Below are 13,965 nucleotides of genomic sequence, written 5' to 3' on the forward strand. Positions count from 1 at the left end.
TGATACACCACGCGACAATTATCGAATTAGAGGGGGAAAGCTACCGACGACAGCAACAGCTTAAGCAAGCTTCAAAGAGCAAAAAGTAAGACCACCCAACCGGCCATCATAGTTGTCGCGGACCGGACAAGATAGTTGACGCCAGACACACCCGGCGCTAACGATGAGGACGCCTCGGAACTCGAGGGAAGAACTGAGATTTTGTGCCACGACCTGGAGTACCTTCGTGTCTTCGCACGAGCCTATGCAAATCGCAGTTTGGTTAGGTTTCAAGCGGTGAGCCAACAAGAAGCCAGAAAGCAAAAAACGGTATTGACTCTTCTTGAGCTGGAAGAAGTGGCGGTGGACCCCGCGGAGAGCTTCGACCTTCAGTTGGGGTAGGTGCGTAACGGTGTCAGTGGTGCGGGTCTCGGGCAGTAGGCCGCTGCAATTGCAATGTAAAGTAGTACCAACTCCAGGCGATCATGGATTTGGGTAGCCATAGGGCTGGTGAGTACTAAGCCTGCGTAAGAGCGCGCTCTTGTGTAGCTTTTGTCGTAATCCTCGTTGAAGGTATCCAATTGTAGCGAGGCGGCTGCCGGTAAAAATTCACCTGCCAGAACCACTCTTTGAGCTCGGGGAGCATAATCCGGTTTGCTCTTTATGACGACTTTGTACGAATGCTCGGGGATTTTGAACGCGTCCACCAGAAGCCGCATAAGGTGAGCATCTTCGACCTCGTTCATCAGCAAGTGGCCATTTCTACCAACGAGATTTGATGCCTGGGCGAGAGAAGGTAGCGGTCGGTCGGTGTCCAGTTCCTCACAGTTGTGCAGCTCGTCGCACATATGTAGCAGTCGGGGCCAAACGCCAGCCGGGCGAGATTTCAGTATATACTTCGGCAATTTGATGCCATACACGAATGTCTTTTTCATTTGTTCCGGGTCATAGACTTTGAACCGCAGCCCTGCATTTATCCGGTCAACCAGAGTTTCCACATCGGCAAGTTCTCCTGGTGGCAGGCGAAGCAACGGTTCGATTCCACGAGCCGCGTACCCAAGCGCCATCAGCCTAAGAGCTTCCATCACTATAAGGGGCATGAGTCTGGTTCGCTGTGCAAAAATGGCGGGGGCGGGACTCTCCACTTCACTGGCGGATTTAACAGGCCAACGATCAATCTGGAGGGCCTTTGAAATAGTGCCGGCGTAGTGGGTGGTTACCGGAGTGAGCCTGTCTGCCCACTCTGTCATCATGCGGTTATAGGAGCGAAATTGCGTTCGAGGCGAGTGGTGCCCGAGCGCCCGGGCGATCGCCATAGAGCCGCGTCTTGACGGCAGCCCGTGGTTGCCGAGCAGTATTTTTCGGAGGCTCTCCCTATCGACCGATTCAGTGAGTTGTTGCGCAAGCGGTGTGTCTATCTCAAACAAGGCACTGCTTAGCACATTACAAAATCCGTGGCGGGCCTGGTGCAGGCTCATGCGGGTGTTTCCGGTCACCAATTTAAGCGTCCGGGCAATATCCGATGGAATGGGTCCCGCAAACGGCGTGAGGTTGCCCTCTTTGTCGGCAAGGATCGGCTTATTGTCGGCCTTACCCAGCCTGGTCGTATATCGTGTCAGTATTGATGTAACCAGTGACCGCTCGACAGCACTCAGTTGAAATACCAGCGGTACAGCCCGCCGGCTGTGGACGCTGTTTTTCAGGCCACGTATGGAATTGCTTTGAACCAGTACCCAGGTCAACCCAGCGGCTTCGCACCAGTCCGAGCGGAGTAAGCCAATAGCCTCCTGAGCCCTGAGCCCGAAGCGGAAACCTAACAGAAGTACAAAGGCGGCTTGCATACCCCGTTCGATATCATCGGTGTCAGGATGCAGGAGCAGTTGGAGGGCCTGGAGGTACTCGCTTTCTGAAAAGAGCCTGGGGCGAACCGAGCGTCGGACACTGCCGAGATCAAGTTCGTCCCAGTCGGGAGAGGATACTCCGCGCTCACTCGCCCAGTCGAAGAACTCAATAAGGCGTGCCGAGAAGTACGGCAGATCTTTCAGTTTGTCAGCGCAGTGAGACAGCATTTTGGCGCAAAGCTCAGTGACGTCCTCCTCGGCCATCAACAGCAAATCCGCCTTGTAGGCGAAACCACAAAATGGGCCAGACAGTTCACCTAAGTACCGTTTGATAGACCCAGCCGCGTAGGCTTTGTGCGCGTGGTTAGCTCGACCTTTACCTTTTCTGGTTCGGTGTGCAACCCAGTAGCCAAGTAGTAAGACGGCACTGCTGACAGAGTGAGTATGGGCCCGGCAGTGCTGTTCGACCTGTTTTGCTATCTCTCGCGACTTGGCTTTTGTGTACTGGTTCAGGATGTCCTGAAGCCCTCCAAGAAAAGCTTTCGCCGAGTCGTAAAAAGGTTCTGGATAAGTGCCAGAGGCTGATGCTGGAATCGGGGGTAAATTTTCAGTGTCTGGTAGGCTCTGCTCTGGAGCGGACTCCGGTGGCTGATATCGTTGACCTTCTGTCAGACGAAAATAATCGTACAAGCACAGGCTGGTAGGAGGGTTTCTATTGCTGAGAGCGCCTGCCACCATACCTGGAAGGTCAATCAGGTTGGCCTGTTCAATTAACCGGCTCAGCTCTTTTAACAGCGCGCCTACCGACCGCTCGTTTCTTTTTACATCATCAAGGTGTCTGGTTTCCGCCAGTATTGTGGCCAGTGATTGTAACGACTTCGGGCAGGGTGCTGTGTCGAGATCCTTGCTGTCTTTGATTCCGAGTCCTTTTGCCAGCAGTCGTCCGGTGGTGTGGTCGATCTGATGCCGTTGAACCGGTTGATTGTAATTTTCTAGCTCCAAGGACTCGGAGTATTCCACGTACACTCGTTGCTTGTGTTGTATGACCCGGAAATTTTTTCCTTGAACCAGATCTTCCAGCAGTCCGAGATAGGAAATGCGCTTTTCGATTGCAACGAATGCTGTGGCCAGAGCCAGACTATCAGACTTTGAAAGTCGGGCTTGCCGGATGGCCTGCTTGGTGTCCTGTGCCCACCGTTCAAGATTAGGCATGATTTGAAGCGCTTTGGGGCAAGTGTCTCTGACCAGTGAGCGTTCGGAGCCTAGCCTCAATGTTCTATGTCGTATGAATTGTCGTGTATGGGGACTGTGTTCCTCCAGCCATTGGACCAATACTTCCATCCGAACAGCCGCCTGAGGGTGCGGCATCCCGTTTTCGCGGGTGATCATCCTTTTTACCAGGCCATCAACGTCGCTTTGGTTTAGTTCGTGCTCATCGCTTGCTGGCCTGGCATCTAGCGCCAAGTCCAATTCTTTCCGGGCTGCAGAGCGTGCCAGATCACGAGCTCGGAGCCGTTCCGTGTGTCGCCGTGCCTGGCCAAAACAATCAGGCTCCCGGTAAGTATCAACGGTTTGTTTGGGTTCAAGAGCAGTGATGCCGTAGCTGGCTTTGGGTAGCGGCACCATAAAACCTAGCCGGTCAAAGCAGTCGTCCAGGGCGTCCTTATACCGTTCACGGTCCTCTCGCCAACACATCGCCGAGTGATCACTGTAGGAGGTTGTTCCCCGCTCCCCATGGCCCATCCAGCCGTCTATGACTTCGGGGTGAACGTTCATTCGAGCCAGCTGCTGGGCAAACCTGTGCCGAAACAAGTTCTTTGGGAGAGGCCACGAGAAGAGTTCCGTCCCTGGGACAGCTAAATCGTTTAAGGGATGCCAGGCACCATGGCTATCGAGCAGGAAGAACAGGGGCAGGGTGTCGGAGTTTCCTTCCAGAACCTGTTGGATGCGATGTGCAAGGTTTTTGTGTTGATCTGGAAGGCTCGCCTTAAACCGACGAAGGTGCTCAAGATAGTCCGCCAATAGCCTGTTTGCGCCACCTGCAAGCGGAACCATTCGTCCGCAATGAAGGCCGTCGTCAGATTTATCGTTGATAAAGACGGCCGGAGGGTGATCACAAAAGTGGGCGATCGACTCGAAAGGCTCTGACAGGTTACGGCAACCGGTTGCGGCATTCAGTGCCGTGACAGTGTATTGGACCAGATGGTTGTGGAAAATGATGGGGTCGCCTTGCGAGCTATCCAGCACTGTTTGGGTGGCTTCCCGAACGCCCTCGACCAAAATGGACTCGAGTGGCGTAAGGAGACTCCCGAGGAGATTGGTCCTCTCATCGCCTAATGCGGGGTTCTGCAATGGAAGCCCAAATCCGTTTTGGACTTGAGCGATGCTCCAGTTGGCGTACCCACAAGCTGCTGGTAGCGCTGCTCGAGGGTGGGCAGAAAGTATGCGGGCCAATGAATGATCGCCCGACTGATCGAAAACACTTTGGGACTGTGCGTTAGCGAGTTTGGCGCTGGTGAGTCTCGGGAAATGCCGATTTGCGTGTTGCCTGAACCAGGTTGTTAGAGCAAGAGGGCTGGCCCTCGCCCATAGTTGCCGCAGAGTGGAGATGTCTGGGAAAACATGAGTAGCCTCTCGGAGAACGCTCTGTATCTGCTCTGGCAGAGTGACGCGGAGACTGTCTTGGAAGGGTTCGATCAGAGGTTGAGCTTCGGCATCCGGAAGCCAAGAGCTGTGTCGCCTTGGTCGTTCCCTATGGGCTGTTACTAGGTCTTGGGAAATGCTCCATTCATCGCGTAAGTCATCCGTTATTTCAATTTCCTGTATGAACTCCAAGGAGCGTTCAAGATGAACGGCCAGCCAGACTAACGCAGCCCCCAGTTTGTCTTCAGGACGGTCATCAGCCAGAGTGCAGTTAATCCACTGATCGAGTTGATGAGCTTCTGGGGGAAGAGGTTTCTCCCATGACCAGGGAAGATAGTTCGACAGTTCTGCCGTCTGCATTAGTATGCTTCGGCCCGAGAGTTTCTGCTGTTCTGGTGTTTCTTCCGGGTTGATGCCGAACAGCAGCATTTGTTGCAGGGCTTCTTCATCAGCAGAGTCTGTTTCGCTGTCTGAATAGGCAAGAAGTTGAGGCCCCCCCGCCGAGCTACTCAGATCCAATGCGCTCTCTGTTGCTTTGAGCAGGTTTGTAAAGGAAGTTTGAAAAGCGGTCTCTGTTTTTTGAACTCTGGTGGGGTTGAGTTGGCCCTCTGCAACCCGTTGGATGGCTTTAAGAAGCAGCAGCTCTTTACGGGTTTCTGGCCCTGAGTATCTGGCAATTAACTGAGATGCAGCGTGTCGGATGGCCAGGTTGAATTGGGAGTAGGAGTAGTGGTCTGACGGGCAGGCTTTCAATGACATTTCAAGAATGTTGTCAATAAGTGTCCATTTGCTGTTCTCTCCGGGGAGGCAGAGTGTGCTGGCGACCTGCTGAATCTGGTTATCGTGTGGGCAGTTATGCTCTGCGGTTCTTTCCAGTGCCTGTACGATCAGCCATATTTTTAGAGTTCTTCGTAATCGGTCGAGTAGTTTATTGTCGGAAGGGGGCTGTGGTTGGATAACCAGTTCGAGCAGAAAATGCTCGTTTTTCAGATCTGCTCCTGCCGACCGCAGAATGGTTTTCGTGTTGCCTCTTGATACGCCCTGGTGAAGACCGGAATAGTTATTGGCAAAGTCTTTATCTTGGTTTAATGAGAAAAGAAGCCTGTTTAGGTGGCTGATGTAGGGATTGTCAACCCACTGATGCAGAATGGCCTTTGAGTCCGGGTTAGAGAGTTCGCGATACAGGTTTCCGATGATCGTGAAGTTTTCAGTGAAGCCAAAGGTGAGCGCTATGGCGTTGAAGATGTCCGAGACGTTGTTTTGTTCAGCCCAGGAACGGATGGCTTGAAGGTGAGGGCCTGGATGCCTTAAGGTCAAGTCATCGTTGTCTGATTGATCAGCCCCGTGCCATTTCTGCTTGTCGTTACTTGGCATTATTGTACTTAGTCTCCACTCCCCCTTTTACCCAAAATTCTAGATCACACATCAATTTAAGACAAATAACAGCATTTCTGCCCAAAAAAAGTGGGTCTAAATCATCAGTCTCATAACCGTCGTTGGTTCGAATCCAGCCCCCGCTACCAATCAGAAAAAGGCCGGCTTTTTAGTCGGCCTTTTTCGTTTTCTGTGCCCGAAAACCTCCTGAGCCCACCTTTTATACAATCCGCGTTTGGCGTTTTGTCTGATCGCCTGCACAATTTTTCATCAACTGTAAAGTCAAAAAAATGACAATTTTATAACTTCAAAAATGACGTCATTCGCATCATCATCCGATCCGATTTTATAGAATTTCACAAAGTCGACGGAAAAATGGTGTAGATAGCCAATGAAACGCGTCATCAAAATGTCAAAGGCATGGATTGCCGCGTTTTTACTAGGAGTTCTTCTCACCGGCTGTGGCGGAGGCGGTTCCGATGCCGGGAGTGATGCAAATACCTCGGGCTCCAATACCTCCGGTAATGTAGGGTCAGGTCCTTCGGGTGTGCAGCCTGAGCCGGTCCGTGCAGCCGTCCTGAGTTGGTCGGCACCCTCTACCCGGGTCAACGGCGACGGTATTGCCATGGGCGAGCTCGACAAGTACGTAATCCGTTATGGTCAGGACGTTGAAAATCTGTCTGGTGAGGTGATCATTGGCGAGGCCGACGTCTACCCGGAGATGAGCTACACGGTGGACAATCTGGATTCCGGTACCTGGTACTTCACGATTCAGGTGCAAGATAAGCAGGGCCTGGTCAGTGAGCCCTCAGCGCCTGTCAGCAAGACCATTCGCTCCTGAGGGGCGTGAGCAAGTCATGGCATTGGGTCGGCAATGGGCAGTTTCAGGATGAAAGTGGTGCCTTCGCCTGCGGTGGATTCAACAGAGATGTCGCCCCGATGTTTTTCAACAACGGTTTTCACGAACGACAGGCCCAGCCCGGTGCCGTGGGTGCCTGCCAGCTCACTGCGCTTCTGCCGGTGGTAGCGATCGAACAGCATCGGTAGTTCTGCCTGATCTATCCCGCTACCCTCATCGGCGATGGCGAGGCATGCCAGGTGGCCAGCGCGGTATACCTGAACCGTGATCGCAGATCCCGGTGGGCTGTATTGGACTGCATTGGTCATCAGGTTAATGACTGCCCGCTCCAGCAATTCCGCATTCCCCTTCAGCCAGAGGTCTTCGGTGCCAATCACCTGCAGGCTTATCTGCTTTTCCTGTGCCTGCTCACACACGCTGTCCCGTGCGTTTTCTACAATCGCCAGAAACTCACACTCGTAGAACCGGGTTTCCGTCAGCTGCTCTGCCCGCGCCAGCTGTACAAATTCTTCCGCCAGGTGGTAGCTGCGCCGGGCCAGTCTGCCCAGCTGTTCAAGCTGGCGCTCATCAATATGGCTAGGGTCTCGTTTCAGTTGCTCAATCAATGCCAACTGAGACACCAGCGGAGAGCGAACATCGTGAGAGATAAAGTCGATGGCTTCCCGATGCTGCCGCTGCTGCTCCCGAAGCTCGGAAATGTCCGAGATGTTGGCGATGATTCCGAATTGATTGCTGTCTGGCAATGCGAACGGTGCCAGGTGAATCAGGAAATCCTTGTTGTGAATTTTTAGGTCAACGGTTCGGCTTTGCCGAAGGGTCAGCGTCTCAGACACGGTTTCATACCAGGGCGCCGCGTCCCTTGGGTCATGGCCTTCCAGCAGGCGCGTCAGGGGTAAGCCGCTGAGGCTCGGCATGGGCTCCCGGAACCAGGCTTCAATGTGCCGGTTGGCGAAGCGGATAACACCCAGCTCATCCGTTACGATGATGCCGTCTGGCATGCGCTCGAAGCTGTGGCTGATGAATGCCTGCATCTGGCTGAGGCGCTCGGTGGCGGTTCGGACTTTTTCAATACGCCGGGACAGGTTCTCCTGGGCGCCCGGCTCAAGGGCGGGCGCGCTTGGGTCTTCCAGTTTAAGGTTCTGCAAGTACAGCTGGATAACTTCCCGGCTCAGGTCATCCGGCAGGGTGAGCCCGAGCAGGTACCCGCTGCCGCCGCGAATAAGGCGTATCCAGCTCTGGTTGCCATGATGACTCCATTGCCCGACTTGGATGTTGGTCGGGACATCGGCCAGTGTCATTCCTTTGACTGCCAGCAGGTCTCTGCCTTCCGCCAGCAGCCAACCCTGGGGCTGGAGTAGCGCGCTCAGGTGTTCAAGAAGTTGGTGAGGGTGCCTGCGTGAAGGGTCTGGCAAGGCAAGTTGCGGTGTTCTGGCCAAGTCATCCAGTTGACGGTTCAGGAAACGGTTGGCCATCGCAAGCCGAAGGCCGCTGGCCACCGGCAAAGCGATCATGGGCAACAATAAGGCATTGGCGGCCGACAGGTGGTAATGCAAGCTGCGTAGGACCACAAAGTAGGTGACCAATACCAGAGCAAAACTGACGCTACAAGCGAGGACGGTGGCTGCGGGCTTGAGCCGTGGCAGGGAGTTGGCGAGGCCAAGGAGGATAACCAGTGCCAGTGCAATGGAGGCCCAGCCAGGTGCGGAGGAGATCAGTGTGTTCTGGCGACTGGCGGAATACACGTTGGCGTGGAACTCAACGCCACTCATGGGCCTGCCGAGGCCGGAAAACGGTGTACTAAGAATATCGCCAAAACCGACCGCGGTGGCTCCGATGAAGACGGTCTTGCCAGCGAAGTTCTCCAGGGATACCGCGCCGTTCAGCACATCGACGTAGGAATGGGCAGGGATTGTATCTGCTCCGCCGGCCAGTGGCACAAAGCGGAACTCGCTGCGGACGTTGGTATAGGCAGGTGCATCAGGTGCGTGGCCACTGGGGTTGACCCGATCCTGTGCCGCCAGTGCCAGCGCGGGCCTGCGATGATTGCCCAGGCTGTTGTACAGGTACAGGCCGCGGGCCACGCCATCGTCTTCCAGCTCAACATGCACGTGCCCAAGTGCAGAAGCTGTCTTCTCCAGCAGCGGTGCGGGCAATTGTTCGGCCATCCGTTGTTTTGGCGTTGCCGGCGAGTAGTGTATGGGCAGCACAACCCGGCCATGGCGCTCCATGGCGTCTGCAAGGGCCTGGTCGCTGGAGGAGGGTTCAGGAAACAGGATGTCCAGCACAATGACTTCCGCGCCGGCATCGGCAAGCTGGTCAATCAGCCGGGCATGGAGGTTTCGGTCCCAGGGCCAGCGCCCGAGTGCGTCCAGGCTGTGTTCATCGATGCCCACCAGAGCCAGGTTGTCATCAATGGGCGCGGACCAGGTGGTGATGGCCTTGTCGTAAAGCCAGAAATTGATGCGCTCTTCCAGGGTGGTTAACTGGAGTAATAGCAGGATGCCTGTGAGCAGCAAGCCCAGAGACCAGGGTGTCGTCTTTAAGGTTAACCAATCCCTTCTCATGGGCCGTGCGGTTCGTTCTTGTTGTGGAGGTGTTTAATCCAGGTAAAGCTCCCTCCCCGGGCCCCATCGGCTTGCCAGCGGACCATCAGAAAGAGCTTTGACGCGCACAAAATACCTTCTTCCGGGAATCAGACGCAAGGCCGCTGTGGTATCCGCCACGTTTGCTTCCTTGATAATGTTGTTGAATCCGGGCTCTTCCGCGAGTTGGAGACGATAGTCTTTTGCGGTATCAACCTTCTCCCAGAACACGCGCACCTGGTTGTCCAGGTAGTTGATGCTGATGATTCGTACCGGCGGCAAGGTGCCGTTCACAACCAGTGCCCGGGGCTGGGACGCGGCCACGGAGTTACCGCCGGCCTCGCTGACCACTCGCCAGTAGTACTGGCCGGGGCTTAGCGGTCGGGAGGGGAGGGCTCGGTTGTCTGGCGCCCATTCACTGGAGGTAATCAGCCGTCGGAATTCTTCATCTTCTGCGATTTCAACCCGAGCAACTTCGTTGGTACCGTTCAGGCGCCATTGGAACTCTGGCATGTCGTCATTCACGCTCTCACCGGGTTCTGGCGAAATCAGATCGGGCGTTCGTGCCTGCAGGTCAACTTCGATCGACGTGATGGCCGGCATTCCGGTGATGCCCTGACGATCCAGTGCGGCCAGGTGGAGTTCGTAGCGCCCGTTGTCCAGCTGGCTAATGTCAAAGCGATGGCCAGGCATTTCCCGACTTTGTAGCCAGGTGCCGCCATCCTCTTCAAAAATATCGACGCGATACCGGTTGGCGCCGTCCTGCTGCCAGCTGAGTTCAGCCGGTAGCTGTGTGAGAACCGGGGTGATGGGGTTGAGCACCGGGGCCGGTGGTAGCCGGCGGATGTTCATGGGGATGGCGCTCGCGGTGGATACGCTGGCGCCATAGCCCGCAGGAATCCGGCGTACCTGGCCCGGCTGGCCGAAATCAACCACGCCCTCGGTTACCTGAACGCTGCTGCCAGAGGCGGATGTCTGCATGGAAAACACGGTACCTCGAACAGCGGCGACCGCTGACGGGGTTTCGATTTCGAATCGGGCACCATCTTCCAGCACCGGTTTTATTCGGGTATGCACCTCGCCCCGTTGGAGGCGAACACGGGTATCTGCCATGCCGGCTTTGCCGTATTGGGTGAGGCGGTTGAAAATGAGTCTGGAATTGGGCGCCATGCGCAGTTCAGAGCCATCAGCCAGGACGATAGTCGCGGTGCCGGCAGAGGAGATCACTTCATCGCCCACCCGGATGACAGAATTTTCGGTCAGTGGCGTTTTCTGGCCGGTAGTGCCAGATACGTGCATAACATTACCGCTGGCGGAGCTAACCCTGGCAGGCTCGGGCTGGCGCTTCAACCAGGCCAGAGGAATGCGGATTTGTTCCCCGGCAGACAGTCTGGCGTTACCGGGGAGGTTGTTGTATTGCAGCACCTGGCCAATGGTTACCCGGTCCATCAGCAAGGACTGGCCGATGTCGCTGAGTGTCTCACCGGAGCGGAGCGTATACACCCATTCCGGGGCGCTTTCCGATTGCTGGGCGGGCGCGGCGGAAGAAGAGCCTCGGGCAACCGATATCTCGGCGGCAGCTACGCCGGGCAGCAGGCTGGTTACAATCAACAGGAGCAAACCTGTGACGCTTTGGCGTTTGCGGTCAAGCATTGGTTGCACTGTCTTCCCGGGGCTCGTCAGCTTCAGTGGCTTTGATCGCTTCCAGGCGATAGCCGCGCTGGTAAATGGTCTTGATGCGGAATCCGTTCTCCGGGTTGACACCCAGCCGACGGCGTAACCGGCTCATGTGGGTATCAACGGTCCGGGTGTTGATATCCCGGGCAAGGCCCCACACGCGTTCCAGCAGCATCTCGCGGGTCAGGAGCCGGCCCTGATTCTGAAACAGGAACAGGGTGAGGTCGAAGTCCTTGTCGGTCAGGGTAAGCGGTTCACCGTGCAGCAGGATGATTCGTTGCCGGGTGTTAACTTCAAACGGACCGTAAATCAGCACTTCTTTGTCGCTGTCGGGGTTGCTGCGGCGGGCCAGGGCATTGATCCTGGCGGTAAGCTCGGCCGCCCGGGCTGGTTTTGACAGGTAGTCGTCGGCGCCGGCATCCAGCGCCCGGACGATGTCCGCCTCGCTGTCCCGCTGGGTCAGGAAAATGGCCGGAATGGGCCAGTCCAACTGGGCGCGCACATTCTCCAGTACGTCGATACCGGTCATGTCTGGAATCTGCCAGTCCAGGATAATCAGGTCATAACTGCGGTGCAGAACGGCACCGAGAAAGGCCTGACCGGTGGGGAAGCTGTCACAGTGATGACCCTTCTCGGAGAGAATGGCTTGAATGTGTTGCGCTTGTTCGTGTTCGTCTTCCAGCAGAGCAATGCGCATTAAGCTTGGCCCTCGATGGTGTTGCCGATTTCGTGGTCTTGGCACAGAGCGGAGTGAAAATCCTCTGCATTAGAGGCCAAGTATCCCAAAAAATGAGGCTGCGTTCAGTAGTGATATGTAGAATTCCGTAACTACAGCGCAGGCTTGCCGTTGGCGTCGTTCACTGTTTGTCGGCAGGCGGGGAAATTACTGCAGCCCCAGAACCAGCCTTTTTTGCTTTGGCGCCTCACCAGGGGTGAAAAGCAATGGGGGCACGGCACGGGTTTCTGCCCGGTTCCGTCTGCCGGTGCACTGTCTTCCAGAGGGCGCGTGCCGTTACATTTTGGGTAGCGGGTGCAGGCAAAGAAACGTCCGAATTTTCCTTCCCGCTCGACCATGGGCGCCCGGCACTTTGGGCAATGCACCGACGTTTCGCTGACCGGAGTTCCGGTCGCATCGGGCGCCCGATGAATGAATTCGCGGATTTCCTGCTTTAGCGACTCCAGAAATGCCCTGGGGTCGTCTTCGCCACGGCGGATGCTCTCCAGTGTTGCTTCCCAGACCGCTGTACGGTCCGGGGTACGGATAGTGTCCGGCAGCGCCGCAATCAGCGCCTTGCCTTTGTCGGTGGCGCGGATGAATCGCTTTTCCCGGTACAGGTAATCTCGCCGGAACAGTGTGTCGATAATGGCGGCGCGGGTGGCTTCCGTGCCAAGGCCATCGGTCTCCCTCAGGGTTTTGCGCAGTTCCGGGGCCGCCACGAAACGAGCGATGTTGGTCATCGCCGACAGCAAGGTGGCATCGGTAAAGTGCTGGGGTGGCTGGGTTTTGCGTTCGGTTACCGTGGCGTTGCTGCAGGTGACCGGCTCACGACTCTCCAGCCTTGGCAGCGGTGGTTTTTCCGGCTCGTTGTTGTTCTCCCGAAGTTTCAGCTCCAGGGCTTTCCAGCCGGGGGTGAGTATCGCCGTCTCGGTGGCCCGGAATCTGTGTTCCTGAACCTGCACCGTCAGTTTTCCCTCACGGTGAACTGCATCCTGGGCGAACTGCATCAGATAGTAGCGGCTGATCAGGTTATAGATCTTTTCCTCGGCGGCCGTCAGCTTGCCATTCGGGGCAGGGCGGACGGTCGGAATGATCGCGTGGTGGGCGTCCACCTGTTTGTCGTTCCAGGCCGCGGAGCGCCGGTTACTGTCCAGTTGCCCGGTAAGCGCTTCCAGCTCGCCGGATACCCGACCAATGGCGCGAATCACCTGCTCCCGTTGATGAAAATGTTCCTCGGGCAGGTAACGGTTGTCGGACCGGGGGTAGGTGATCAACTGGTGCCGTTCATACAGATTCTGGGCGGTGTCCAGCACATCTTTGGCGCCCATCCGCAACAGCCGCCCGGCTTCTATCTGCAGTGCCGACAGGGACAGCGGCAGGGGCGGTGGCTCGGGCCGGTCCCGGAAGCGGGACTCAGTGATGGTGCCGGGCCGACCGTTCACGGCATGGGCAATTTGCTCGGCTACCTCTCGGCTGAGCAGGCGTTTCTCTTCGTCCAGGTGGTCCTCATAGCCTTCATCCGGCAGCCAGCGGGCGGTAAACGGGCGTTGGTCCGCGTCCTCTTCGGATGCCTGGAATTGTCCTTCAATGCGGTACCAGGGTTTGGGCTCGAAGTTCTCGATGGTATTGTCCCGCTCCACGACCAGGCCAAGCACCGGCGTTTGTACTCGGCCAACCGAGTAAACGCCGTCCTGACCCTGTTGCTGGTAGCTCAGGGTGTAGAACCGGGTGAGGTTGATACCATACAACCAGTCGGCCCTTTGTCGGGCCAGGGCAGAATGGGATAGCCGGCGGAATTCCTTGTTGTCTCTCGGTGCCTGAATGGAGCGTGCAACGGCGCTGGGAGTCAGGTCGTTAATCAGTACTCGCTTGACCGGAACGGTGGTGCCAACGTAGCGCAGCACTTCGTCGACGAGGAGCTGGCCTTCTCGGTCGGGGTCGCCGGCGTGGGTGATCATGTCGGCCTGTCGAATCAGGGATTCGAGCACCTTGAGTTGCTGTTTTACGCTGTCTTTGGGGATAAGCTGCCATTGTTTCGGGAACATGGGCAGGTCTTCCTGGCGCCACTTTTTCCATGCCGGGTTGTAGCGCGCGGGCTCGGCCGGCTCCAGCAGGTGGCCGATGCACCAGCTGACGGTGGCGGCTTCCTGGCCGTTTCCGCATCGAATCCAACCCTGGCCTTTCTGGTGCGGGCCGGGGAGGGCGGCGGCGATGGCTCTGGCCAGGCTGGGTTTTTCGGCGATGTACAGATGCATGGTGTTGGTGGTTCGCTGAGAGGCATCGGAATGTGTC

6 protein-coding genes are annotated in these 13,965 nt (G+C 56.4%); 1 reads left to right on the forward strand and 5 read right to left on the reverse strand.

Annotated features, from left to right (window positions below; genetic code table 11):
- Window positions 1-368: 368 nt before the first annotated feature.
- Window positions 369-5,837 (reverse strand): hypothetical protein, encoded by a 5,469-nt coding sequence (locus J122_RS15435; protein WP_061333104.1) that lies wholly within the window; start codon window positions 5,835-5,837, stop codon window positions 369-371.
- A gap of 547 nt (window positions 5,838-6,384) precedes the next feature.
- On the opposite strand from J122_RS15435, the gene J122_RS15440 reads away from it, so the two are divergent.
- Window positions 6,385-6,678: a fibronectin type III domain-containing protein gene (locus tag J122_RS15440; protein WP_227510239.1), complete on the forward strand. Its 294-nt coding sequence runs from the start codon at window positions 6,385-6,387 to the stop codon at window positions 6,676-6,678.
- 14 nt (window positions 6,679-6,692) lie between these two features.
- Here J122_RS15440 and J122_RS15445 read toward each other — a convergent pair whose 3' ends face one another.
- From J122_RS15445 to J122_RS15460, 4 genes are all read right to left on the reverse strand, one after another.
- On the reverse strand, window positions 6,693-9,260 hold the full coding sequence (locus J122_RS15445; RefSeq protein WP_061333105.1) for a CHASE2 domain-containing protein: 2,568 nt from the start codon (window positions 9,258-9,260) through the stop codon (window positions 6,693-6,695).
- Between the two features lie 33 nt (window positions 9,261-9,293).
- Window positions 9,294-10,931 (reverse strand): FecR domain-containing protein, encoded by a 1,638-nt coding sequence (locus J122_RS15450; RefSeq protein ID WP_061333106.1) that lies wholly within the window; start codon window positions 10,929-10,931, stop codon window positions 9,294-9,296.
- A complete protein-coding gene (locus J122_RS15455; RefSeq protein WP_061333107.1) occupies window positions 10,924-11,652 on the reverse strand; it encodes a response regulator transcription factor in 729 nt (242 codons plus the stop codon). Before J122_RS15455 ends, J122_RS15450 begins: the two co-directional genes overlap by 8 nt.
- A 131-nt stretch (window positions 11,653-11,783) precedes the next feature.
- Complete coding sequence (locus tag J122_RS15460) at window positions 11,784-13,928, reverse strand: DNA topoisomerase 3 (protein WP_061333108.1); 2,145 nt, start codon at window positions 13,926-13,928, stop codon at window positions 11,784-11,786.
- Window positions 13,929-13,965 lie beyond the last annotated feature (37 nt).

The sequence above is a fragment of the Marinobacter excellens LAMA 842 genome (assembly GCF_001574445.1).
GTDB classification, from domain to species: Bacteria; Pseudomonadota; Gammaproteobacteria; order Pseudomonadales; family Oleiphilaceae; genus Marinobacter; species Marinobacter shengliensis.